The following is a 25,000-nucleotide window of genomic DNA, read 5'->3' on the forward strand; positions in this document are numbered from 1 at the left end:
TCCGATCCCCCGGCGGGGCGAGCACCTGGCCGGGGCGTCGAAGGCATCGCTCACGGCGGCGACGCCGACCGTTCCGGTGCGGCCGGTGAAGACGCGGTCGAGGGCCTCCACGACGGGGGTCCGTGGCGTCGTAGACGTCCTGCCCCGGCCACCGCGCGGCGTTCGATGCCCCCATGTCGTACGGCCACGTCGATGAGGAAGGTCCGGTCGGGCCGTCCATTCGCTCCGGTCGCGGCCGGGGCGCCGGGGGGCGCGACGTCACGGACGGCTTCTGCACCCACGGAAACATCGTGTTCACGTCAAGAGGAATCGCCGGTAACACCCGCTTTCTAGTGTGACCGGCCGTGGGATCACAGTCGTATACAGGGCCGCCGGAACGACTCACGACGGCCCGCACGGCTCCCCCGTTTCGCCGATGACGCCGCTCGGGGCTCACCACCGCTTCACCGCACCCGCACCCAGCCCCACCGGGAGACGTGGCATGAGTACAACCGAGTCACGACAGACGACGCCGGAACCGACGAGGAGCACCGCCGAGCAGGCGGCCGACGAGACACTGGAGGACTACACCCTCCGTTTCGCGCCCCGCAGCTACCGCCGCTGGACCCCGATGGTCGTCGCCACGACGGCACTGGGCGGCATCGCCTACATGGCCGACTTCTCCATCGGCGCCGGTATCGGCCTGGCGCACGGCACCGGCAACGCGCTCATGGCGATCGCGGTCGCCGCCGTCGTCATCTTCGTCACCGGCTTCCCCCTGGCGTACTACGGCGCGCGCTACAACATCGACCTGGACCTGATCACCCGCGGTTCCGGTTTCGGTTACTACGGCTCGGTCCTCACCAGCGTCATCTTCGCCAGCTTCACCTTCATCTTCTTCGCCCTCGAAGGCTCGATCATGGCGCAGGGCCTGAAGCTCGGCCTCGGGCTCCCGCTCTGGCTGGGCTACCTGGTCTCCACCCTGATGGTCATCCCGCTGGTGGTCTACGGCATGAAGGCACTCAGCAAGCTCCAGGTGTGGACGACCCCGATCTGGCTGCTGCTGATGGTCGGCCCGCTGGTCTACCTGATCGCCACCGACCCGGGCACGGTCGACCGTTTCCTCGCCTACGCCGGCACCGACGGCGACGGCGGCGTCGACACCGCCTCCGTGCTGCTCGGCGCGGGCGTGTGCCTGTCCCTCATCGCACAGATCGGCGAGCAGATCGACTACCTGCGCTTCATGCCCCCGAAGACCGAGGCGAACAGGCGCGCCTGGTGGACCGCGGTCATCATGGCCGGTCCCGGCTGGGTGGTGCTCGGCGCGCTCAAACAGGCCATCGGCGTCTTCCTCGCCGTGTACATCCTCGCCGAGGTCGGGCCGGACGTCGCTCCGGAGCCGATCCAGCAGTTCAAGGGCGCCTTCGACGCGATGATGCCGGCCTGGCTGGTGCTCCCGCTGGCCGTGGTCCTGGTCGTCATCAGCCAGATCAAGATCAACGTGACCAACGCCTACTCGGGCTCCCTCGCCTGGACCAATTCCTTCACCCGCCTCACCAAGCACTACCCCGGCCGCATGGTCTTCGTCCTCGTCAATCTCGGTTTCGCGCTCGCCCTGATGGAAGCCGACATGTTCAGCTTCCTCAACAGCATCCTGGGCTTCTACTCCAACTGCGCCATCGCCTGGGTCGTCACCGTGGCCACCGACATAGGCATCAACAAGTACCTGCTCGAACTCTCCCCGCACGCCCCCGAGTTCCGCCGCGGCATGCTCTATGCCGTCAACCCGGTCGGTGTCACGGCCTTCGTCGCCGCGTCCGGCCTGTCCATCGCCATGTACTTCCACGCCCTCGGCGACACCCTCCAGCCCTACTCACCCGTCGCCGCCGCCGTCATCGCCTTCGTCCTCACCCCGCTCATGGCGATCGCCACCAAGGGCAAGTACTACCTGCGCCGCACGGACGACGGCATCGACGAGCCCATGCTCGACCGGGACGGCAACCCCAGCGCCCTCACCCTCGACTGCCACGTCTGCCACCAGCCCTACGAGCGCCCGGACCTGGCCGCCTGTGCCGCCCACGACGCGGTGATCTGCTCCCTGTGCCTCAGCACGGACAAGGTCGGCGACCACGTCCTGCCCGCCACCGCGTAGACACCCGGCCGGCCGCAAGGCGCCTCCCGTACGCCCCTTCGCTCACGGCACGCGTCGTCGGGGCCTATGACCAGCGGATCACGGAGCCTCTCCCCCGACGACAGCCGGCACTGGCCGCTCTCCGACTGAAAGATTTTGCGTCAACTTGCGCAAGAGGCGGACGCCGCCTGGGGAGCGGGCTAACGGCCGGGCCGGGCCTGCGACTGCGAGCCCGAGGAGCCTTTCGAAGGTGCCCGCACGCGGACGACCAGCAGGAGAGAGCCCGCTCCCGGTCGTCCGTCATTCTGTTCAATTCTTTAATGAAGTGCCTGGATTAATCCATGCAATGTGGCCGAATCGTATGACTCACTGAACACGTGAAACACTCTCGGTCACTGAGTGACTTCAACTTGTGTTGGGATGTGCATCGACGCGGCGGCGTCCGCGACCGCTTCCACCACACAAGGGGTGACGTCTTGTTGATACGTAACCGGGTAGCTTCCACCCGTCGGTCAGTGCTCATGTTCGGCTTGCTCATCGCCTGTCTGCTCACCGTCACGGCCCCCCGTGCCCAGGCAGCCACGGCGCAGGACGTCTCCGTCTCCTTCGGGGTGCGGGCCACCACCGACGGCGAGACCCTCCTGGTGTCCGGCAGTGCCCCGCAGCTGGGTGCCTGGGACCCGGCCAGGGCCGTTCCTCTGGGCACCACGGCGAGCGCATACCCGCACTGGTCGGCCGACGTCCGGCTGCCCACAGGCCTCACGGTGCAGTACAAGTACATCAAGCGCTCGCCCACCGGCACCCTGACCTGGGAAAGCATTCCCAACCGCACCCTGACCGTCTCCCAGGACGGGCCGGGCAACGACGACCGCTGGAACGTGACCCCCGTGGCGGCCACCTTCCAGGCCACCGCCACCACCGCCTGGGGCCAGAACCTCTACGTCTCCGGCAACGTCGCCGACCTCGGATCCTGGGACCCGGCCAAGGCCCTCCCCCTGACCACCGACTCCGCCACCTATCCGCTGTGGTCCGGAACCCACCAGCTGCCACCCAGCACCACCATCCAGTACAAGTACCTGAAGAAGAACCCCGACGGCACCGTCACCTGGGAGAACGGCGACAACCGCACCGTCTTCACCACATCGACCGGCAGCGTGACGCTCAACGACATCTGGCGCTGAGGTCCCGGCGCCGGCGGCCCGTGCGGCCGGTTCCGAGGAGCCGACCGCACGGGCGGAGGGGCCCGTCTCATCCCCGCCGACGCGCGCCGGGCTGGACACCGCTGAAGTGACGCGCGCGTGCCGGGGCCGATCGCGGGTGCGCCGGGGCCTGGTCGGCCGGCGGGACGCCCGGATGGGTGACTTCGTCCTTCGCGCACGCGAGCGGGGTCCTGCATGCGTGAAGCCGGACGATCCGGACCGGCTGTGGGAGGTCTCGAAGCCTGGCAGGCGCTGCCGCCGCACTTCGGCATCTCGTGGATCACGTCGTACGGGCAAGTTAGACTTCAGTCCTTATAGGGATTGATAGTGCTATGGATAGCTCTAGTCCGTCCGGAGTCCTCTTTCGACTCCTTCCTCCGGAGGCGCGCAGTGTGCCGCTGGCCCGGCGGTTCGTGCGGTCGGCGTTGCGTGGTGTCGCGCCGGAGGCGGTGGACACCGCCGAGCTGCTGACCAGTGAGCTGGTGACCAACGCGGTGCTGCACGCGCGTACCGAGGTGGAGGTGCGGGTCTGGTCCCACGAAGGGCAGGTGCACGTACGAGTCGGCGACGGCCGGCCGGACCGCCCGCTCGTGCCGCGGGAGGCCAGGCCGTATGCCGGGGCGGGGCGGGGCCTTGCCGTGGTCGAGGAACTGGCGTCCAGCCATGGAGCCCACGTCGGCGAAGGGCGCAAGACGGTCTGGTTCGAGCTATGGCCCAAGGCTCCGGCGCCGCCGACGTCGGGGTGGGAGTCCGTGCCCGTGTGCGGGCGAACCGCGACCGTGACACTGATCGACATGCCGTACATCGTCTTCCGCGCGGCGCAGCAGCACGGTGACGAGATGCTGCGGGAGCTGATGCTGACGACACGCGTCGAGGAGCGCACTGGAGTGTCGAACCCGGAGCTGCTCGTCGCCTGCGATGTAGCCAACGTGATCAACGCGTGTACGACATCCGCGCTGGAGGAGACGGTCACCAGCGGCGCCACGATGACCCTGGAGATCGCGTTCCCGCTGGACGCCGCGCCCGCCGTCGACACGTTGCGGCACGTGTGCGAACAAGGCGACGCGGCGGCGCAGCTGGGAACGCTGCTCACCCTCCCGGCCGCTCCGCACGTGCGGAGCCACTACCAGTGGGTGCTCGACCAGTTGGTCACTCAACTGTCCGGGGGTCCGCCCACCGCGTGGACGCTGCTGCCCGGCGTGCCGGACACGACCTCCGTCGAACTGGCCCCCTGGGACGCCGGCGACGTGGAGGACAGCGGTGTCCCGACGGTCGCGGCCGACGACGACGGCCGGATCATCGCGGCCAACGCCGCTCTCGCCGACCTGCTGGGATGGCAGACCGACGAGCTGATCGGCCGGCCGTTGACCGTGCTGATTCCCGAGCATCTGCGCGAGCGGCATCGGGCCGGGTTCACCGCCCTCCGGCTGACCGGCCGGTCCCGCATCATGGGCCGCTCCATTCCACTGCCGGCGTTGCACCGGGACGGCAGCCTGGTCCATGTACGTCTGCAGGTCCGCAGTCAGGAGGCGGTGGACGGCCGCACGGTACGGGTCGGTCACTTCATGCCCAGGGCGACGGCTCCCGGGGAGGACCGGCCGGCATCGCGTCCCGATCCCGTGCCCTCGGTGCGGCTGCACACCGATGCGGCCGCGGCGCCACGGGCGGGCGATGAGAAGGCGGCACGGGCCTGGGAACGCCTGACCCTGCTGGCCGACACCACCAGTGCGCTGTCGAGCACACTCGACCTGCGCGAGGGACTGCGTCGAGTGTGCCAAGTCCTCACCCGGCAGATGGCCACCTGGTGCGTGGTCGACCTGCTCGACGAGCACGGGGACGCCGAACGGGTCTGCGTCGTCCACCGCGATCCCCGGGCACTGAGCGTCGGGGTGGACCTCGGCAGACTGCCCCCGGTGTCCGAGAACGCGCGGGGACCGCTGGCCCGGGTACTGAACGGCGCGGGCCCTCTGCTGATCACCGACATCCCCTCACCGGACCAGGCGGAAAGCGCCCTGGACGCCCGGCAGCTGAGGCTGTTCGAGCGGTTGGGCGCCACCAGCACGATCATGGCCCCGCTCCGGGCCCGACGCGAGGTGCTGGGCGCCCTCATCGTCGTACGCACCGGCCACGACGACCCCTTCACCGAACAGGACGCGCTGCTCGTCGCCGACCTCGTGAAGGGCATTTCGCTGAATGTCGACAACGCCCGTCTGCACCAGCACACCCGTACCGCGGCCGAGCGCCTTCAGCGCTCCCTGCTCCCCCGCCTCCCCCACATCCCGTCCATGGAGATCACCGCCCGCTACGCCCCGTCCAGTACCACCGCCCAGGTCGGCGGCGACTGGTTCGACGCCTTCACCCTGCCCGACGGCGACACGGCATTGGTCATCGGAGACGTGTCCGGGCACGACCTGAACGCCGCCGTGACGATGAGCCAACTGCGCAACATGCTCCGCGGCATCGCCGTCGACTGCCAGGACCGGCCTTCGGAGGTACTGCGCCGTCTCGACCTCGCGACCCTCACGCTGTACCCGTACTCCACCGCGACCTGCGCCTACGCCGTCGTCAAAGGGCCTCGCAACGGCCCGTGGGAAGTGCACCACTCCTCCGCCGGACACCTCCCTGTGCTGCTGACGTGTCCCGACGGAGACACCCACTACCTGGACTCCGCCTCCGGCCTCCTCATCGGTGTGGACAGCACCCTGCCCAGGACCACCGCCCACGACCTCTTGCCGGCCCACTCCACCCTGCTCATGTTCACCGACGGCCTGATCGAACGCCCGGGGGAATCCCTCAGCGACGCCTTGGACCGCCTGCGCCGGCACACCGCCGCTCTCGCCCGGGCCACTCTCGACGTCTTCTGCGACGAGCTGATCCTCAGCCTCGGTGCCGGCAGCACCGACGACATCGCCCTCCTCGCCCTGCGTCCCACCCCGCCGGGCACCTGACCGGCGGCCGGCCCCGATGGCGCAGCCTTCTCTCACCTCGGCCACCGGGCACCGCACGAGAAAGGCCCGCGCCCCGCGAGCCGAAGCGCCGCCCAGGGACGCGGTGCCCTGGCGAGCGCCGCCGCCACGACCACCGCGGCCTGCGCCGTCGCGGCACTACTTCTGCCGGTGGTTCCGCATGGTCCGCCCTCGTACGCCCGTGATCGACTGACCGGAGGCGCTGGGGGCGGCGGATCCTCCCTTCGCCGTCAGGACCGACCAGTCGACGAAGGAGCACGCACATGACCGGATGCAGGAGTGTCCTCGGGGCAGTCACCGCCCTGGCCGCGTTCGCAGGGACGGGGATCGCGGCGGCGCCGGCGCAGGCCGCGACCTACTGCACGACCAAGGGCCAGAAGTACTTCTGCGAGTACGCCATCGCGACCACGAAGATGGCCAACGGGACGAAGGAGGAGTTCGTCGTCGGCAGCGATCACGCGGTGTGGACGAACTGGACCTACCCCGACGGCTCCTGGAACGGATGGGTCTCCATGGGCGGCTGGGTCCAGAGCCGCGTCGAGGCCGACCCTCAGCAGAAAACCAGCGACTCCCTCGTCTTCATCTCGGCCCTCGGAGCGGACGGGAACAGGTGGTTCCGGGCTCGCTACGCCAACGGTGCGTGGTCCGAGTGGCAGGTGAGCTGCCTCGTCGAACCCGACGGCCGTTTCTGCCCGTGACCGTCGTGCGCGCCCGCCCGTGGCGGAACGGGGCGGCCCCGCCCACGACCCACCGCACCACCTGCCTCCTTGCGTCAGCACTGTCGTGCCGTCGACACATGTGAGTCACCGCCTTGACGGGTGACGAAGGAAGCTGCCACGATAGCGTCACCATTTCAACCGGTGACGCGTGAAGCGTCCTCGACGAGGTGGGCGCAGGCCTGTTCACACCAGATGGGGAGCCCGGCCGTGGCCTCAACGCCGCGACGGTCACCCGACCCCCCTTGACGGCGGGTCCCGTGCCACTTCCCCCGGCACGGGGCCCGCTCCCTTCTCCTCCCGCCGCACCCGCACCGCCGACTGAAGAGCGAGGACAGGACATGGCCTCCCACACGCACCCATTCCCCCTGAAGACCGGACACCACCGCTCCGTCGCCGCGCACCCGGCATCACTACCGCTGTGGACCTGGTCGGCGAGCGCGGCGCTGTCGGGATACGGCCCGACCGCTTCGGACTTCCTGTGATGCCGGGCCCGCCGAGCGTCCCCGTTGTCATGGGCGTGGACCACCCGGCCCGGCGCGGGGGCACAACGGCACGCCCGACATCGTCGGCGACGGGGAGCGGGCCGCATTCTTCGCCCACCCCGACACCACGGCCCCACGACACCGACACCCTGCACGGAACACGTGTGTCCACTGCAAGCGGCGGACCGTCGTGTCACACCTCTGACCGGAAGGACTGCCATGCCCGTTCGTTCCCTCACTGCTCTGGCCTGCGGCGCTGTCGCGGCCTTGGCCCTCGGCGTCTCCCCCGCCGCGGCGGCGCCCGCCGCGAGCTGCGACGGCGCCCTCGTACTCTGGGACAACGTCAACTACAACGGCACCCACATCTGCTTCGGTTACTGGGAATCGGAGAGCGACCTGGGCAAGGTCTCGGCGCTTCCCAGCGGCAGCATGCAGGACAAGACCTCGTCGGTACAGAACCTCACCGACTCGGCCTTCTGCCTGTACGTCGACAACAACTACTCGGGCGACAAGTTCACGGTCTACGCCCACACCTCGATCGTCGACATGAGGGTGCCGAACTCCTATTGGAACGACAAGATCAGTTCACTGCGGCCCGGCGCCTGCTGACGGCCACGTGACAGCGCCACAGCTCCCACGCAGGCCACGGGCTCCGTCGACCTGCCGCGCAAGCTGCGGCGGACAAGACACCGAACGCCCGCACACGTGTGGAGAGGCGGACGGACCGAGCAGGCGTGGGAGCGGCAGCTGGTAAGCTGTCGCTGACCTGAATCGAGTGATCGAGGAGACGCAGACGTGGTGGGTGAAGACGACATCTCCGGGTGAGATCCGGATCTGACGGCCACCGGCCGGCGTACAGGAGCGCCGACGCCGACGTGGCCCGAATCGTCGTACCCCTTCCCCATGTCTGCCCAGGGCAGAAGTCTCTGTTCTGCCCCCGTGCCTTCGAGGTCCCTTCATGTCCGACGCTGCCATCGTCTGCTCCGGCCTCTCCTTCGCCTGGCCCGACGACACCCCCGTCTTCCACGACCTGTCCTTCACCGTGGCCACCGGCCGCACCGGACTGGTCGCCCCCAACGGCTCCGGCAAGAGCACCCTGCTCAAGCTCATCGCCGGGGAACTCCAGCCGGCCACCGGCTCGGTGTCCGTCGGCGGCACCCTCGGCTACCTCCCCCAGACCCTCCCCCTGACCGGCGACCTCACCGTCGCCGAGGTCCTCGGGGTGGCCGAGGTGATCCGCGCCCTGGACGCCGTCGAGTCCGGCGACGTCGGCGAGGAGCACTTCGCCACCATCGGCGACGACTGGGACATCGAGGAGCGCACCCGCGCCCAGCTCGACCGCCTCGGGCTGGCCGGACTCGCCCTCGACCGCAGCCTGAGCACCCTCAGCGGCGGCCAGGTCGTCTCCCTCGGCCTCGCCGCCCAGCTGCTCAGGCGCCCCGACGTCCTCCTGCTCGACGAGCCGACCAACAACCTCGACGCCGAGGCCCGCCACAAGCTCTACGACGTCCTCTCGGACTTCACCGGCTGCCTGCTGCTGGTCAGCCACGACCGTGCCCTGCTCGACCGCATGGATCGCATCGCCGAACTCGGCGGCGGCGAACTACGCCTCTACGGCGGCAACTTCACCGACTACGAGGAGGCCGTGCGCGCCGAGCAGGAGGTCGCGGAGAAGAACATCCGCAACGCCGAGCAGGAACTCAAGCGGGAGAAGCGGGAGATGCAGCAGGCCCGCGAACGCGCCGAGCGCCGCATGAGCAACGCCTCCAAGAACCTCAAGAACGCCGGTCTGCCGAAGATCTTCGCCGGCAACATGAAGCGCGGCGCGCAGGAGGCGGCCGGCAAGTCCGGTCAGACGCACGCCTCCCGCGTCAGTGAGGCCAAGTCCCGCCTCGACGAGGCCGGACGCGCGCTGCGCGACGAACAGCGCCTCACCCTGGAACTGCCCGACACCAACGTGCCCGCCGGCCGCAACCTCTTCCTCGGCGAGGGCATGCAAGTGCACCACGCCGGCCGCGCCGTCTTCACCGACGGCGGCATCGACCTGACCGTCCGCGGCCCCGAGCGCATCGCGCTCACCGGGCCCAACGGCGCCGGCAAGTCCACCCTGCTCCGGCTGATCACCGGAGAACTCGCCCCGGACGGCGGGGAGATCAGGCGCAACGACGGCCGGATCGCCTATCTCTCGCAGCGCCTGGACCTGCTCGACCTGGACCGCACCGTGGCGGAGAACTTCGCCGCGTTCGCCCCCGAGCGGCCCGAGGCGGAGCGGATGAACCTGCTCGCCCGTTTCCTCTTCCGGGGAGCCCGCGCCCACCTGCCCGTCGGCGTCCTCTCCGGCGGCGAACGGCTGCGCGCCACCCTGGCCTGCGTCCTGTGCGCCAAGCCGGCCCCCCATCTCCTCCTCCTCGACGAGCCGACCAACAACCTCGACCTGGTCAGCGCGGGCCAGCTGGAGAGCGCGCTCAACTCCTACCAGGGTGCCTTCGTGGTGGTCAGCCACGACGAGCGGTTCCTCGCCGGGATCGGCGTGAACCGCTGGCTGCGGCTGGCCGACGGCACGCTGAGGGAGACGGGAGCCCCCGTGGGGTGAACCCCGGCGTGTCACGTGGCCCGCGTCCGAGGCTCCGCGCCCGGCGGGCCGACCATCGAACACGTTGGACGGTTCCCCATGCCCCAGCCCGCTCTGCTCGCCCGTGACCTCGTCCGCGTCCTGGGCGGCCGGCGCGTCCTCGACGGCGTCTCCCTGACCGCCGCCCCCGGCCACCGCGTCGGCCTGATCGGAGAGAACGGTGTCGGCAAGTCCACCCTGCTGCGGGTGCTCGCCGGCGTCGACGCACCCGACGCGGGAAGCGTCTCCCGCCCCGCCGAACCGGGCTTCCTCCACCAGGAGATGCCCTACGACTCCGATGCCACCGTCGCCGCGGTGCTGGACGAGGCGTTGCGCGAGGCCCGCGAGGACCTCGCCGAACTGGAACGGCTCGGCGGGGAACTCGCCCGCGCCCCGCAGGAAGACCCCGGCCACCAGGAACTCCTCGACGCCTACGGCAGGCGGCTGGAGCAGGCCCAGGACCGGGAGTCCTGGGACGCCGACCGCCGCGCCGCCCTCGTGCTGGACGGGCTGGGCCTCGGCACGGTCGGCCGCGACCGCGTGCTGGGCTCGCTGTCCGGCGGGCAGCGCGGCCGGCTCGCCCTGGCCGCGCTGCTCGTGCGCCGCCCGTCCGCGCTGCTGCTCGACGAGCCGACCAACCACCTCGACGACGGCGCCGCCGCCTTCCTGGAGGAGCAGCTCCGCGCCCTGCCCGGAGCGGTCGTGGTCGCCAGTCACGACCGGGCGTTCCTCGACGCCGTCTGCACGGACCTCGTCGACCTCGACCCGGCGGTGGACGGCCCGGTCCGCTACGGCGGCAACTACTCCGCCTACCTGCGCGAGAAGCGCGCCGAGCGGGAGCGCTGGGCGCGCCGGTACGCCGAGGAACAGCAGGAACTGGCGGAGCTGCGCAAGGCGGCGGGCGTGACCGCCCACCGGGTCGCCCCGGACCGGGGCCGCACCGACAACGAGAAGATGGGCTACGGCCACCGGGCGGGCCGGGTGCAGAACCAGATCTCCCGCCGGGTGCGCAACGCCACCCGGCGGCTGGCGGAGCTGGAGCGCACCCAGGTCGCCGAGCCGCCGCGCCCGCTGCGGTTCGCGGCCGGGGAGCTGGCCGCACGGGTCGAGGAGGGGCCGCGGCCGCTGGTGGCCCTGCGGGACGTCCGGGTGCCCGGCCGGCTCGCGCTGGACACGCTGGAGATCCCGGCCACCGACCGGCTGCTGGTCACCGGCGGCAACGGGGCGGGCAAGTCCACGCTGCTCGCCGTGCTCGCCGGACGGGTGGCGGCCGGGGGCGAGGTGCGCAGGCGGCCCGGGCTGACGGTGGGACTGCTCACCCAGGACACCGTCTTCGACCGGCCCGAACGCACGGTCCGTGACACCTACGAGACGTCGCTGGGCCCGGTACGGGCCGAGCAGGTGCCGCTCGCCTCGCTCGGACTGCTGCACGAGGCGGACGCGGACAAGCCCGTCGGGCAACTGTCCGTCGGGCAGCGGCGGCGGCTCGCACTGGCACTGCTGGTGGCCCGCCCGCCCCAGTTGCTGTTGCTCGACGAGCCCACCAACCATCTCTCCCCGCGGCTGTGCGACGAACTGGAGGAGGCTTTGGGCTCCGGCCCCGGTGCCATCGTCGTCGCCAGCCACGACCGCTGGCTGCGACGCCGGTGGCAGGGCCGGGAGCTCCGTCTGGAGCAGGGAGGCCGGCCGGACGCGGGACGCGGCCGGCGAGAGGATGCGGCCACGGTCCGGTCGGGGGCCTGAGCCGGAGGCGCCGCAGATGGTGGTGCCACCGGCACCACCCGCACCTGTCAGGACGGCGATGCGACGCGCGGGCCCCCGGCGCTCGACTTCGCGGCCACTTCGCGGGCCCCGGCCCTCGGCCCGGTTCGAGGTGTTCGTGACGCCGGACCGCCCGCCGTCGTCACAACCATCTGATCCGTTTCGGCGGGAGTTCCCCTGGCAATGAAGGTGATCATCCACGAGTATCGGGGAACACTATGACTCGACAAGACTTCAGTGTCTACGGAACGGCCTACTCGCCGAACTGGGAAGAGACGGACCCGAAGGGACGCATCGTCACGCTCGCGCAACGAGCCGAGGCGTACGGCATGGACGGGCTTCTGGTCTTCTACAACCACCAGAACTTCGACCCATGGGTGATCGCCGCGACCGTTCTCGAGCACACCAGCGACATCACGCCGCTGGTCGCCCTGCAGCCCTACGCATTACCGCCTTTCACCGCGGCCAAGCTCATACACAACCTGACGGTGCTCCACGGCCGCCGGCTCGACCTGAACCTGATCACCGGCGCGGCCAAGGACGAGCTCGGACAAGTGACGGACCAGCTCGGCCACGACGAGCGCTATCAGCGGGCGGTCGAGTACGCGACGGTGGTACGCGGCCTCCTCGGCTCGAACGAGCCGTTCTCCCACGAGGGCGTCTTCTACCAGTACCGGGGGCTCAGAACACGGACGGAGCTGCCTCCCGAGCACCGGCCGCGTCTTTTCGTGGCCGGTTCCTCCGAGGCCGGGCGCAAGGCGGCGGCGGAGGTGGCCGACGTCTCCGTGACGCATCCGGAACCCGTCACGTCGTTCGCCGGTGATTTCGCGACGCCGGCGCGAGCCGGACTCAGGACCGGCATCAGGGTCGGGCTCCTGGCCAGGGCCACGGACGAGGAGGCGTGGCTCGCGGCCCGGGAACAGTACCCCAGCGACCGGCTCTCGCATCTGAAGACGGTCATGCGTCAGAAGTCGGAGTCCGACTGGAGCCGGCGGCTGGCGCGTCTGGCACTGTCCGAAGAGACCCACGACGACGTGTACTGGACCGGCGCCTACCGTGCCGGCAAGGGTTCCGCGCCCCTGCTCGTGGGGAGCTATGAGCGGGTGGCCGAATACCTCGACCGCTATCTGGAGCTCGGCGTTTCCTACGTGCTGCTGGGAGGCATCTTCACCGACGAGGAATTCCGCCACAACGCCGCGGTTCTCTCGCGGTTGCGCTCACGGTAACGAGCGGAGCGACGGGCCGGGAGATCCCGTACTGAGGTGGAATCACCCGGCCCGCGGATGTGGTGACGAAGACAGGGCCCCTCGTCGCCGGCGTGGTGGTTCCACAGGTCACGACGACGAGAGGCCCTGACGGTTCCGTACGGCTCAGTGCCGAACGAGATCTCCGACCGGGACGGGCGGCACATGGCCCGTCGCCGGAGTGGTCCGTGCCAAAGTGATGCCGACGTCGACCAGGGACGACCGGCACAGCCCGGCCACCGCGTCGAACGGCGTCCACACCGACTCGGCGGTCTCGCCGTTGGGCTCGGGACGCAACTCACCTCCGGTGATGCGGACCTGGTAGAAGATGCCGACGTTCTGGTGCTTCACGCCCGCCCGCGCGATCTCGGCCGGAATCACCCGTGAGTCCACGCCCAGCAGGCGCTCGACCACCGCCTCCAGGCCGGTCTCCTCCGCGACCTCCCGGATCACCGCGTCGAACGGATCCTCCGCATGCTCCACGCGGCCGCCGGGAAGCGTCCAGGTCGTGTCGCCTTCCGGCCCCACATGACGGGCCAGCAGCACTCGGTCCTCTTCCACGCACACGGCGTACGCCGCCAATCGGAAACTCATACCTGCACCTTATCCATGATTTCTGTTCCCTCTGCCGGGGAACGACGACCGAAACGAGGCGCGCGATTTCCGCACCACGCAGCGGAAATGCCACGGCCCCAATAGGGCTCAGGAAATTCGCAAGGGGCCGGAGGGCGGCCCGTCGGCCAGCACCGCCCGGACGAGACCGGCGAACCCGGGCGGACGGATCACCTCGACGGAGGCGGACAACTCCTCCAGCGGCCACCAGCGGGCCTCTTTGATGACTCCGCGCTCGCTCTCGGTGAGAAAGGCCCGGGACGTTTCGGTCTCGTCGCTCCGACAGAGGAAGTAGCGTTCATGGCTGAGTATCCGCCCGTGCTTCGGCAGATCCAGCTCCAGCTCGCGCAGCCATAGTTCCGCCCCGATCGACACCCGCGTCAGGCCGGTCTCCTCGTGCAGTTCCCGGGCGAGCGCCGCCTTCGCGCTCTCACCGTCCTTCACGCCCCCGCCGGGGGTCACCCAGTAGTGCAGGATGTGCGGATTGGCCGGGTCGACCGGCGCCGGATCCTCCGCACGCAACAGCAGGACCTCGTCCCGCGCGTTGAGCACCAGTCCCCGCGCCGAGCGCCGTACACGCATGGCCGTCCCAACCTTTCCTCGCTCCTCGCTCACCGGGCTGTGACGTTACCGTGCCGGCGCAGCTCGTCCGCGCCTTTCGCCACCTTGCGGAACGCCTCCGCGAACCCGGCCAGTTCCTCCGTCGACAGCGGCTGCGGGTAGGCGGGCAGCCGCCAGGCGGACGCCACATACCCTTCGCTGCGGGGCAGTTCACCGGCGCGGTACAGGTGCCGGCCCGGGTCGACCGCGAACGTCTCGATGCCCGTCTCCGCGTGGGTGAAGAACGCCTCGCGGTGCAGCGGCAGCGATGTCGGCACGGTGGCCGGCACGCCCTCGGCCCGCAGTGCGTCGACGAACAGCGAGCGGGGCAGACCGCCCCATGCCTCCGGGTCGTACAACGGCTGGTAGCTGTAACCGCCGTGGCGTGTCACATGAGCCTGGCGCGGCGCCGGGGCGAAGCCGGGCGTCGCGCGCAGCAGTTCGTCGTAGGCGGCGAACGTGGCCGCGCGCCGGTCGAGATGCTGATCGAGCCGCTCCATCTGCCCGAGTGCGAGTGCCGCTCCGAGCGGATGCATCCGGTAGTTGAGGCCGTAGCCGAGTTTCGCGAACGGCACTCGCCCCGGCGCGCGCACCTCCTGCTCCGACCGGGCGGCGAAATGACCGAGCATGACCGCGCGTTCGTACACGTCGGTGTCGGAGGTGGTGAGCATCCCGCCCTCGCCCGCGGCGACCAGCTTGCGGCCCTGAAGGCTGAACGCCGCGACGTCGCCGCGGGTGCCGACCTCCGCCCCGGCGCTCGACGCACCGTGCGCCTGTGAGCAGTCCTCCACCACTTTCAGACCGTGCCGCCGCGCGAATCGCATGGCGCGCTCCATGTCGACCGGGTGCCCGGACAGATGGGTCACCACCATCGCCCGCGTCCGCGCCGTGACGTGCCGTTCCGCGTCATCGAGATCGATGTTGCCGGTGTCCGGCTCCGCGTCGACGAGCACCGGGGTCGCGTTGCACGCCACGATCGGCATGACGGTCGCCAGATACGTGTACGTCGGCGCCAGCACCTCGTCGCCCCGCCCGAGGCCCAGTCCGAAGAAAGCGGAGTGCAGCGCCGCCGTGCCCGAACTGGTGGCCAGCGCGTGCGGCCGTCCCAGCCGGGCTTTGAACACGCCCTCCAGCTCGGCGACGAGGCCCTCGCTGGCGTCGTAGGAGATCTCGCCGCGACGGGCGGCGTCGGCGACGCGCGTCACATCGGCGTCGGTGATGACCGGCCACGTCATCGTGACGGGTGCGCGAAGGGCGGGTTCCCCGCCGAAGAGGGCCAGATCACTCATCTGTGGGCTCCTTTCGCCGGGCCGCAGCCCGCAACGCGTCGGCCAAGGCGTCCGGCTGCGGCCGCCGGACACGGATCAGTACGACATCGAGCGACGCCAGGCGCCGGAAGAGTTCCTCGTTCGCCCGACGCTGTGCGCGGTGCACGCAGAGCGCGTACCAGATGACCGATTCGCTGCCGAGCGCGTGCCGCCAGGACTCGGTGTTGCCGGCCGACCACATCGGCTCCCGCCGCCATGCGCGGCTCAGCGTGCGTCGGACCAGGCGCGGCAGGCTCACCCACAGCGGCGGGTCGACCCAGACGACCGCGTGGGTCCGGTTCGCGTGCTCGGCGACCGCGCTGCCGTACTGGCCGTCCGCGATCCACCCCGACCCGTCGAGCATCCGGGCGACCGCGCCGAGGAACGTCTCCGGGGGCGCCGGCTGCCAGCCCGCTGCCCAGAACGGATCGTCCAGTTCGACGTGCCGGACATCGAGTGCGGCCGCCAACTGCCGGGCGAGGGTGGACTTCCCGGCGCCGGGCGTCCCGACCACCCAGAAGCGCCCGGTTCCCGTCACCGCGGCTCCAGCGCCGTGACGAACCGCTCCGCGTCCGCCCAGTCCAGGTCTTCGGTCAGCTCGAACAGCGGCCCCGCGTCCGGTCCGGCCTCGATGTACGGGTCCCCGGCCGTCCACGCCACCCGCTCCGCGGAGAGACCGGCCGCCAGCAGCCTGCGGCCGAACGCGGTTTCCTCCGGGCGGATCACGGAGCCGCCCGCCGAGAAGTAGCGCGCGATCGTGGCCATACCCTCGACCGCGCCGGGAGAGACGTGCACGGCGTTGTGGCGGGTCGAGATCCGGCCCAGTCCGAGCGCGGCGGCTTCTCGACGAAGGATGCCCTTCAGCGACTCCGGCTCCGCGTCCAGCGGATCGGTCGTGCCGATGAGCGTGCGCCGGATCACCGGAAGTGCCAGCTCCGACCAGCACTCCAGCAGGGCGATGGCACCGCCGGCCGCGGTGAAGTGCGCGACCTGCTGGGGGTGGAACGGGTTGAGGATGACCAGATCCTCGCCGTCGACTTGTGCGCGGATCGCGTACGTGCCGGTGCCCAGCTTGTGCACCGGGCGGTTCCGCGTCAGCAGTTCCAGCGCGAACGGCGTCATGTCGGGGCTCTCGCCGAGGAGTTCGTAGGCTCCGACCACACGGCCCCCCGCGGCACGGAAGCCGGGGTGGGCCGCGTCCAGCCGGGTGGCGGCTGCCGGGGTGAGCGCGGCGAGGCCGGAGCGGGCGATGCGGTTCAGTGCCGGGTAGTGCGACTCGACCACGGCGTGGCGCGCCACGAAGGAGCCGGAGAGGACACGGACCGCGCCGACAGCCACGCCGCGGTCGGCCAGGACTCCGAGCACGCGGGTGAGAGGGCGCACGCCGTCGCCGGACGGGGGAAGCACCAGCTCGGGCTTCAGCATCACCAGGAACTGATGCCGGTCCGGGGAGGCCACCGGTGTGTACGGACGCACCCAGGTCTCGATCTCCGCCGACGGTTCGGCGGCGCACCGCCGGACGGCGGCGGCGATCTCGGAGGCGAGGGAAGTCACCACATCGTGATCCCCTCGAACACGAGCTGACGGGTCACGTCGCCCATGGCCGCCAGTCGCTTGGTCACGAGGGCGTGTGCGCGGGCTCGGCGCTCCTCGTCCACCTCGCCGTGCACCTCGACCACCACCTCGTCCGGCTGGTCGAGGCGCGCCTCTTTGGAGGTGAAGATGTGGGTGTCCACCGGCAGGCCGAGGGCTTCGCCGATCTCCTGGGCCAGCTGATGGGCGAGGACTCCGTACAGTTTGCCGGTGTGGTCGAGCGGGTTCTTGCCCGCCGGCGCCTCGATGCTCATCGAACGCATCGGTGTGATGAGGCCGTTGATGCGGTTGCCGCGGCCGACGACGCCGACATCCCCGGTGTCCGCGACCGAGCCGAGGGCGGTCAGGTACGGCCGGTTGTTCCGGTCCGTGGGGTTGAACAGCAGATCGGGTACCAGGCCGAAGGTCGTGTCCAGGTATTCCGCGACCTGCGCGCGGCATTCGGCCTTGCGCCGCAGGTACGTCGCCATCGAATCGATGTGGCGCGCCAGGAACGGCATGTTGACGATCATGCGGTACTCGTGGCCGCGGCGGCTGCCGAAGACCTTCACGTCCCACCCGGTGTCGGGATTGTCCGCCTTGAACTGGGCACCGTTGATGAGCTGTTCGGCGCCGTGCACCATCGCCTCGAGCTTGCTCAAGGGGTAGTAGCCGTGCAGTAGGTTGCAGTCGTTGGACACCAGGCTGGTGTCACCGATCTCCGTCAGGTCCTCCAGCGTCTGCGGCCGGTAACGCGAGTGGCCGCGCCCCGAGCCCTGGTGGTCCACGACTTCGCACCGGACCGTGAGGTGGCGCTCCGGGACGAAGCCGGTGGTGACCTCCGCGAGCGTGTCCGCGGCCGCCCGGAAGAGGATTTCTTCGAGTGGGATGGGCCGGTCACCGAAGCGGTAGGCGCCTTTTCCCGCGTACAGCACGGTGTAGGGCTTCGTCAGTTCTCCCTCGCCGAAATCGATGGTGGCCTCGCCTCCGAAGAGGACGACCTTGTCGAACCAGTGGTGGGCGACCCGGCCGAAGTGCTCGACGCAGTACTGCGAGTAGTACCGCGAGGCGCGCTCGGCTATCGCGTCGCACATCGTGTCCGGGTGGCCGACGCCCTTTCTCTCGACGAGTTCGTAGACGGGATCGCCGTCGCTCCGCGCGGCTTTGGACATGACGGACACATAGGTTTCGGGCACCGGGTTTTCTCCAGGGTTGGGCCGAACGGGAAATATGTTTCGCTTACAGCGGGAGTGCGATCCGGCGACGTCGTTCGAAGATGTACCAGTGCCGGTATCCGAGGTCGCGGAGTGTGCGGCGGACTTCCGCCTGATCCTCACCGACCCGCTGCGGGGTGTGCGCGTCGGACCCGAAGGTCACCTTGACGCCGTAATGGGCGGCCATCTCCAGGAGCGCGAGGTCCGGATACCAGCCACCGCACGCCTTGGTGCGGCCGGACGTGTTGATCTCGATCACCACGTCGGCGTCGGCGATCGCCCGCAGCATGCGCTCGGTGGCCGGCGTCGTGATGGACGACATGACCGGGCAGGCCGCCTTCACCACGTCGATGTGGCCGAGGATGTCGAACAGGCCGCTGCGGGCCGACCGGGTCACCAGGTCGCAGTACTGCTCCTTGGCGCGCAGCAGATCGTCCTCGGTGGCGCCCGCCCAGCGCTCGGGCCGGAACAGGTCGACACCGTCCATGACGTGCACCGACCCGATGACGTAGTCGAAGTCGTGGCGCGCCAGCGCCTCACGGTAGAGCCCGGCGTGCTCGGGGAAGAAGTCGGACTCGACTCCGATGAGGATGCGGATGCGGTCCGCGTACTCCTCGCGGAGGCGCCGCGCCTCCGCGACGTACCGGGGGAACTCGCTCTTCGCCATGGCGACCCACGGACGATGGTGGTCCTCGGGCTCCGCGAAGAACGGCGAGTGGTCGGAGAAACCCAGGGTGTGCAGTCCGGCGTCGATCGCCGCGTGTACGTAGTCCCGGAGCGTTCCTTGTGCGTGCCCACACCGCTCGTGGTGCGTGTGGAGGTCGAACATGCGGTCAGTCCCGGGCGACGCTGTCGACGTACGCACGGAACCGGCGGGTGCCGACGGAGTCCGTGGCCCCGACACGTGGGTTCTTGAACAGGAAGGCGCAGGCGTCGTGGACCGATCCGGCGTGGCCGTGCTCGGCGGCGGTCTTCGCGATGCGGACCGCGTTGACCAGCACGCCGGTCGCGTTCGGGCTGTCCTCGACCTGCATCCGGATGTCGAGTGTGAGTTTGGAGTTGAGGACCGAGTCCGCCTCGATGCGGATCATGCAGACCTTCTCGTCGCCCAGGTACTCCACGAATCCGTTGGGACCGGCCGAGACGGTACCGGCGTCGATGCCGGCCGCCTGCAGCGCGCTGCGCTTGGTGTGCGTCTTCCGGGCGGCGCGGCGCGGATCGGTCAGGTTCAGGAAGTCGGTGTTTCCGCCGACGTTGAGCTGGTACGTGTTGACGACGCTGAGACCGCGTGACTGCAGCAGCTCGATCAGCGCGGTGTGCAGCGTCGTGGCGCCGAGATGGCTGCGGAGGTCGTCACCGAGGAGCGGCACGCCCCGTTCGGCGAACGCCGCCGCGAGCGCGGGCTCGTGGACGACCCTCTCCGGGGTCGCGTTGATGAAGGCGACCCCGGCCCGCACGGCGGCGCGGGCATAGGACTGCACGGCCTCGGTCGCGCCGGTCGGGAGGAGACAGACCAGTACGTCCGCGCGGACCTCGGTGAGGCGTTCGGCGACGGCGTCCGTCGTCGTCTCCCGGCTCGCGGGGTGCGGTTCGATGACACCGACGAGGTTGCCGCCGATGCCGTCGAGCAGCGGACCTGCCTCGACGGAGACACCCGTCGGCTCGATATCGGTGTGCAGCACCGCGGCCACCGGTGGCGTGATGACCGCCTTCGCGAGGTCGAGGCCGACCTTCCGGCTGTCGACGTCGAAGGCGGCGACGAACCGTAAGTCGCTCACGCGGTAGCCACCGATGCGCTCGTACATGATGCCGTTGAGCGCCGCCTCGTCCCGCCGGACGAAGTCAGCCGTCTGCACGAGACTCGAAGCGCAGGAGCCTACGCCCGCGAGAGCAACTCTGATTTCGCCCATGGGTCCTCTCCGACCGATGAAGAAAATGAAGTGGGAAGCTGTGCCGGCCGGTGCCGGTCACATCGCGGTGTAACCGCCGTCGATCATCAGGTTCTCGCCGGTGACGAAACTGGCGTCGTCCGACAGGAGGAAGGCAATGGGGCCTGCGATCTCCTCAGGGTCCGCCACCCTTTTCAGCATGTGTCTGCCACCGATGTCCGGGTCCTTCTCGGCCTGCTGACGTGTCATTTTCAGCACCTCACGGTGGAAGCGCTCGTTGTTGGCGTTCCACACCGTTCCGGGGTTGACGGCATTGACTCGGATCCGCTGTTCGGCGAGATCCAGGGCCATACAGCGAGTCATGTTCGCGACAGCGGCTTTGGCGGCGTTGTAGACGACGTAGCCCGGCTGCGCGATGTGCCCGGAAATCGAGGCGATGTTGACGATGGCACCGCCCTGCACGGCCATGTGCGGCACGACGTGTTTGACGCACAGCGCCTGGCCCATGATGTTGACGTCGTTGCTGCGGCGCCACTCCTCGACCGTGGCTTCCACTCCTCGCATGACGAATACGGCGGCGCAGTTCACCAGGTAGTCGATCCGGCCGAATCGCCGCACCGTTTCCTCGACCGCGGAGACCACCTCCTCCTCCACGGACACGTCGACCTGGGCGTGCCATGCACGGCCGCCTCCGGCGCTCACCTCGGCCGCGGCCGAGGGCCCGAACTCCGGGTGTTTGTCGGCGATCGTGACGGTGACGCCTTCCTGTACGAGCCGGTTGACGACTGCCCGCCCGATTCCCTGGGCGCCGCCCGTGACGATGGCGACCTTCCCGTCCAACCCTCGCATGGCGAGGCCTCCTTGTTTCTCACCGGTCGCAGCTTGCGCCGCGGGCGCGGTGTCAACGTACCTACGTTTGCCGGACAATGTAAATACTGTTGATGCACCCTCCATCTTCTTGTCGTTTCTTTGCTCGTAAATGACAGGAAGAGGGGGGCGGGGTTCGGTCAGTGCGGTGTCCGGCGAATTCGCCCATCTGCGTTGATCACTCGGTCACCGCATCCATGCCTCGGGTGCCGGGCCCCCCGCTCCGACCGGGGGGAAGAGCATGTCGAGCCGGTCCAGGACGTCCTTGCCCAGCTCCACCGACAGGGCCCGCACCGACAGGTCCAACTGCTCCCCGGTCCTGGGCCCGATGAGGGGTGCGGTCACTCCCGGCCGCCCGAGCAACCAGGCCAGCGCCACCACCGAGGGGTCTTCTCCGAGTTCCGCGCAGAGATCCTCGTACCGGGCGATCGCGCGTCTCCCCCGTGCCAGGCCGCCGGCGACGCGGTCGCTCGTGGAGCGGACCGTGGTGCGGGCGGCCCGTCGTCTCAGCACACCGGACAGGAGCCCGCCGTGCAGTGGCGACCACGGCAGAATGCCGAGACCGAGTGCCGAGGCGGCCGGGATGACGTCGAGTTCCGCATCCCGGACGAGGAGGTTGTAGTGACACTGCTCGGAAACCAACCCGAAAAGGTGCCGTGTGTCGGCCGCGGCCTGCGCGGACACCAGATGCCAACCGGCGAAATTACAGGAACCCGTGTAGCGCACTTTGCCTTGCGTCACGAGTGTTCCCATGGCTTGCCAGATCTCTTCCCACGGGGTCGACCGGTCGACGTGGTGCATCTGGTAGACGTCGATCCAGTCGGTGCCGAGCCGTTTCAGCGACGCATTGCACGCCTGGATGAGATGGTGTGCGGAAAGGCCGCGGCCGTTCGGACCGTCGGCAGTCCGACCGTACACTTTGGTGGCGAGTATTACTTTGTCGCGGCGGCCACCGCGTTGAGCCAACCACCGCCCGATGAGCGCCTCCGTCCCTCCGCGACCGGCTTTACGTCCGTAGATATCGGCCGTATCGAATAAGTTGATGCCGAGTTCGAGTGCACGGTCCATCATTGCGTGGCTATCGGCTTCGGAGGTGTGCGAGCCGAGATTCATGGTGCCCAGTCCGAGTCGGCTAACAAGGAGTCCGGTACGTCCGAGATGCACGTATTCCATCAGTCCCGTACCACCAGTGAGTAATTTCAAACATGAGCTTTTCCCGTCGGGACGGCTCAGGTCGACGTAGAAGAGTGTCGCATTGGCTCGTGCGGCTGGACAAGACCACCTGGGAGGGCCTGCCGAGGCTGTCCAACAAGACGGCCCATGGTCTAGAGTCCCGACATCGGCGCACCGCCGACTCCCCGACGAAGGGATTTCTCGGTGTACCCGGAAGCTACCGTCACCGTTCGATGCGCTGGTGGGGTCGCAGGGACGGTTGAAGCCGAGGTGCCGGCCGGTATCTGGCCAACCATCGAAGGACACCTATCCGGATTCGTTGCCATGGAGCCACCGAGCCCCACGGGCGAAACTTGGCGCGTCGCTCTTTCCATGAAAATGGATGAAAATCGGACAATGGGTGCGCACTACGGCGACTACGACGACACCCTTGTCTGGCGGGAAATCGACGCCGAAAGGCGCGTGGTCCACCTCACCGCGGACTCCTTATCCCCCTACGCGCCGGTCCATGTGGTCCGAAACATCCGCACCCTGCTCCGCCTCGAAACGGCCGAATATGATGCGTCGGCGCTCTTCCTCCACGCCGGCATGGTCGCGTGGCACGGACACGGGGTCGCGGTCGTCGGCAACAAGCGCAGCGGGAAGACCTCGACCGTGCTGGCCGCCGCCGGCGCCGGCGCGGACTTCGTCAGCAACGACGACCTCTCCGTCCACCAGGGGGCCGACGGGCCTGTCGGACACGGCTGGCCGCGTTCGGTCTCCGTCCGCCTCGACACCCTGGGCCCGCTCGGACTCACACTTCCCGCCGGCACCACCCACCCGGCGAACCGTCATCGCACGGACGCACAACTGCTGATGCCCGAGGAGATCGGCCGCATGCTCGGCTGCCGCATCGCGCCGAGCGCCCCCCTGAAAGCCCTGCTCTTCCCCTCGTTCACGGAGGACGAGAAGTTCGTACTGCGGCGGTTGGACGGGGCGGAGGCGGCCGAGCGACTGCTCGCCAACCTCCTGACGCCGCCGGTGAAGGACGACGCTCTCTCCGCGTGTTTCACCCCGCCTCCACCACGACGACTGGCCGACCGGGCACGGCAGCTCGGCGCCACGGTGCCCGCCTTCGCGCTGTGCCAGAGCCTCGCCGGACTGGGCCTGCGCGCGGAGCTGGCGGACATGCTCGACCGGGTGGTGTCGGCGCCGTGACCGGCCCGGCCGAAGACAGCGCGCTGCGGTACGTGGACAACCTCTACTACGACGGCCCGCACTACGACCAGCGTTACGCCACGTACACCCACGACATCGGCTTCTGGTGCGACCTCGCCCGTACCAACGGCGGCCCCGTCCTCGAACTCGCGGCGGGAACAGGCCGGCTGAGTCTCCCTGTCGCACGCCTCGGCATCGATGTCGTCGGCCTGGAAGTGTCACCCAGCATGATCCAGCAGGCGCTCCGCAAGCGCGGACCGGCCGGCCCGCCGGCGTTCCGGCTGGGCGACATGCGCTCCTTCGACCTGGGGCGGCGCTTCGCCCTGGTGATGCTCGCGTGCAGCAGCGTCTGTCATCTGCTCACCGACGAGGACGCGGTGAGCTGCTTCACCGCCGTCGCGGCGCACCTGCGGCCGGATGGCGTCTTCGCGCTCGACGTCGCGTCGCCCGGGCACGAATCGGCACGGGCCGACGGCGTCTGGAGAGACCGCTTCGGCTACCCCGACCCGACGACCGGCGGCGGCGTCACGGTCCGGGGCCGGCGCACGTACGACCCCGTGACCCGGCGTCTGACCGACGACATGGCCTACACGTTCACGGCGGACGGCAGGACGGAGTACGTGCACCGCACGAGCCGGATGTACACGGTCGGGCAGCTGAGCGTACTCCTGGCCCGGGCCGGGCTGCGGGTGGCACGGGCGTACGGGGACTTCGACGGACACCCGCTCACGGACGACTCCGACACACAGATCGTCCTCTGCGAGCACGCGTGAACGTCGTCCCGGTTCCCGAAGGCCTCTACGGAAGGACACGACATGCTGTCTGAACTCGCCGGCTACCACGTCGACTGGACCGACCTCGACAAGGCCCACCAGAACAACGCGGCCTTCCTCGCCGCGTTGTCGGCGGACACCGACGCCCTGCGACACCTCGTCGACGGGGTGCGCACCGACCCGCGCCTGTGGGACATGTGTGAGCACAACCGGCTCTTCGACAAACTCGTGCTGCACGACGCCCCGGAGCGCAACTTCCGCATCCGGTTGCACGTCTGGTCGGACATGGAGGTCGCCGCGCCCCACGACCACCGCTGGTCGTTCACCACCCGGCTGCTGGTCGGCGGCTACGAGCACGTGCTCTACCACGTCATCGAGGACTCGGACGACGACACACCGGCTTTCGAGCCCCGTTTCCGCACCACGGAGCGCTCCGGCGACTCGTACACGATCCACCACGACGTGGTGCACGCCACGACCACGCAGGCACACACCGTCTCACTGCTGGTGCGGGGGCCGGCGGAGAAGAGCGTGTCGCGGCGGATGGACCCTGCCACCGGGCGGCTGTGGTTCGGCTTGGGCCGCAAGGACCAGACGGAGGCGGATATCGCCAGGCGGCGGATGACGGCCGAGCGGTTCGAGGTCGTCCGCGCCCGACTCGCCGAGACCGGCGTCATCTGAACCCCCGCTTCCAGGAGGCTCTC

At 69.6% G+C, this 25,000-nt stretch carries 21 protein-coding genes; 11 read left to right on the plus strand and 10 right to left on the minus strand.

Annotation, left to right across the window (positions count from 1 at the left end; genetic code table 11):
• Window positions 1-481 precede the first annotated feature (481 nt).
• From ACZ63H_RS03555 to ACZ63H_RS03590, 8 genes are all read left to right on the plus strand, one after another.
• Window positions 482-2,131, plus strand: coding sequence for a purine-cytosine permease family protein (locus tag ACZ63H_RS03555; RefSeq protein ID WP_469861722.1), 1,650 nt, complete (start codon window positions 482-484; stop codon window positions 2,129-2,131).
• Window positions 2,132-2,631: 500 nt separating this feature from the next.
• The gene (locus tag ACZ63H_RS03560; protein WP_469861724.1) at window positions 2,632-3,291 is read left to right on the plus strand and encodes a CBM20 domain-containing protein; all 660 of its coding nucleotides are present in this window, start codon (window positions 2,632-2,634) and stop codon (window positions 3,289-3,291) included.
• A 350-nt stretch (window positions 3,292-3,641) separates the two neighbouring features.
• A complete protein-coding gene (locus ACZ63H_RS03565) occupies window positions 3,642-6,257 on the plus strand; it encodes a SpoIIE family protein phosphatase (RefSeq protein WP_469861726.1) in 2,616 nt (871 codons plus the stop codon).
• 281 nt (window positions 6,258-6,538) lie between these two features.
• Window positions 6,539-6,973, plus strand: coding sequence for a DUF8189 domain-containing protein (locus tag ACZ63H_RS03570; RefSeq protein WP_469861728.1), 435 nt, complete (start codon window positions 6,539-6,541; stop codon window positions 6,971-6,973).
• Between the two features lie 722 nt (window positions 6,974-7,695).
• Entirely contained in the window at window positions 7,696-8,085 is a 390-nt protein-coding gene (locus tag ACZ63H_RS03575; protein ID WP_469861729.1) for a peptidase inhibitor family I36 protein, read from the plus strand.
• Between the two features lie 349 nt (window positions 8,086-8,434).
• Entirely contained in the window at window positions 8,435-10,069 is a 1,635-nt protein-coding gene (abc-f, locus tag ACZ63H_RS03580; protein ID WP_469861731.1) for a ribosomal protection-like ABC-F family protein, read from the plus strand.
• A 78-nt stretch (window positions 10,070-10,147) separates the two neighbouring features.
• The gene (locus tag ACZ63H_RS03585; protein WP_469861733.1) at window positions 10,148-11,830 is read left to right on the plus strand and encodes an ABC-F family ATP-binding cassette domain-containing protein; all 1,683 of its coding nucleotides are present in this window, start codon (window positions 10,148-10,150) and stop codon (window positions 11,828-11,830) included.
• Window positions 11,831-12,066: 236 nt separating this feature from the next.
• Entirely contained in the window at window positions 12,067-13,074 is a 1,008-nt protein-coding gene (locus ACZ63H_RS03590) for an LLM class flavin-dependent oxidoreductase (RefSeq protein WP_469861735.1), read from the plus strand.
• 144 nt (window positions 13,075-13,218) lie between these two features.
• Here ACZ63H_RS03590 and ACZ63H_RS03595 read toward each other — a convergent pair whose 3' ends face one another.
• From ACZ63H_RS03595 to ACZ63H_RS03640, 10 genes are all read right to left on the minus strand, one after another.
• Window positions 13,219-13,686 (minus strand): NUDIX hydrolase, encoded by a 468-nt coding sequence (locus ACZ63H_RS03595; protein ID WP_469861737.1) that lies wholly within the window; start codon window positions 13,684-13,686, stop codon window positions 13,219-13,221.
• 108 nt (window positions 13,687-13,794) lie between these two features.
• Window positions 13,795-14,286 carry an NUDIX hydrolase gene (locus tag ACZ63H_RS03600; RefSeq protein WP_469861739.1) on the minus strand — a complete coding sequence of 164 codons (492 nt, stop codon included), beginning with the start codon at window positions 14,284-14,286 and terminating at the stop codon, window positions 13,795-13,797.
• Window positions 14,287-14,315: 29 nt separating this feature from the next.
• Window positions 14,316-15,593, minus strand: coding sequence for a DegT/DnrJ/EryC1/StrS family aminotransferase (locus ACZ63H_RS03605; protein ID WP_469861741.1), 1,278 nt, complete (start codon window positions 15,591-15,593; stop codon window positions 14,316-14,318).
• Complete coding sequence (locus tag ACZ63H_RS03610; RefSeq protein WP_469861743.1) at window positions 15,586-16,149, minus strand: P-loop NTPase family protein; 564 nt, start codon at window positions 16,147-16,149, stop codon at window positions 15,586-15,588. Before ACZ63H_RS03610 ends, ACZ63H_RS03605 begins: the two co-directional genes overlap by 8 nt.
• The gene (locus ACZ63H_RS03615) at window positions 16,146-17,168 is read right to left on the minus strand and encodes a hypothetical protein (RefSeq protein WP_469861745.1); all 1,023 of its coding nucleotides are present in this window, start codon (window positions 17,166-17,168) and stop codon (window positions 16,146-16,148) included. The genes ACZ63H_RS03610 and ACZ63H_RS03615 overlap by 4 nt, the downstream gene beginning before the upstream one ends.
• Window positions 17,162-18,355 (minus strand): methionine adenosyltransferase, encoded by a 1,194-nt coding sequence (locus tag ACZ63H_RS03620; protein WP_469861747.1) that lies wholly within the window; start codon window positions 18,353-18,355, stop codon window positions 17,162-17,164. The genes ACZ63H_RS03615 and ACZ63H_RS03620 overlap by 7 nt, the downstream gene beginning before the upstream one ends.
• A gap of 67 nt (window positions 18,356-18,422) precedes the next feature.
• Entirely contained in the window at window positions 18,423-19,226 is an 804-nt protein-coding gene (locus ACZ63H_RS03625) for a histidinol-phosphatase (protein ID WP_469861749.1), read from the minus strand.
• A 4-nt stretch (window positions 19,227-19,230) separates the two neighbouring features.
• Window positions 19,231-20,253: an inositol-3-phosphate synthase gene (locus tag ACZ63H_RS03630; RefSeq protein WP_469861751.1), complete on the minus strand. Its 1,023-nt coding sequence runs from the start codon at window positions 20,251-20,253 to the stop codon at window positions 19,231-19,233.
• A 111-nt stretch (window positions 20,254-20,364) separates the two neighbouring features.
• Entirely contained in the window at window positions 20,365-21,135 is a 771-nt protein-coding gene (locus tag ACZ63H_RS03635) for an SDR family NAD(P)-dependent oxidoreductase (protein ID WP_469861753.1), read from the minus strand.
• Window positions 21,136-21,339: 204 nt separating this feature from the next.
• Window positions 21,340-22,326 (minus strand): aldo/keto reductase, encoded by a 987-nt coding sequence (locus tag ACZ63H_RS03640; protein WP_469861755.1) that lies wholly within the window; start codon window positions 22,324-22,326, stop codon window positions 21,340-21,342.
• A gap of 396 nt (window positions 22,327-22,722) precedes the next feature.
• Between ACZ63H_RS03640 and ACZ63H_RS03645 the strand changes: the two genes are divergently transcribed.
• The 3 genes from ACZ63H_RS03645 to ACZ63H_RS03655 are packed head-to-tail and all read left to right on the plus strand — an operon-like array spanning window position 22,723 to window position 24,977.
• The gene (locus ACZ63H_RS03645; RefSeq protein ID WP_469861757.1) at window positions 22,723-23,523 is read left to right on the plus strand and encodes a phosphoenolpyruvate carboxykinase (ATP); all 801 of its coding nucleotides are present in this window, start codon (window positions 22,723-22,725) and stop codon (window positions 23,521-23,523) included.
• Window positions 23,520-24,296, plus strand: a complete 777-nt coding sequence (locus ACZ63H_RS03650) for a class I SAM-dependent methyltransferase (RefSeq protein ID WP_469861759.1) — start codon at window positions 23,520-23,522, stop codon at window positions 24,294-24,296. The genes ACZ63H_RS03645 and ACZ63H_RS03650 overlap by 4 nt, the downstream gene beginning before the upstream one ends.
• A gap of 42 nt (window positions 24,297-24,338) precedes the next feature.
• Window positions 24,339-24,977 (plus strand): hypothetical protein, encoded by a 639-nt coding sequence (locus ACZ63H_RS03655; RefSeq protein WP_469861761.1) that lies wholly within the window; start codon window positions 24,339-24,341, stop codon window positions 24,975-24,977.
• The last annotated feature ends 23 nt before the right edge of the window (window positions 24,978-25,000 follow it).

It is taken from the genome of Streptomyces sp. NPDC104831, from assembly GCF_055583025.1.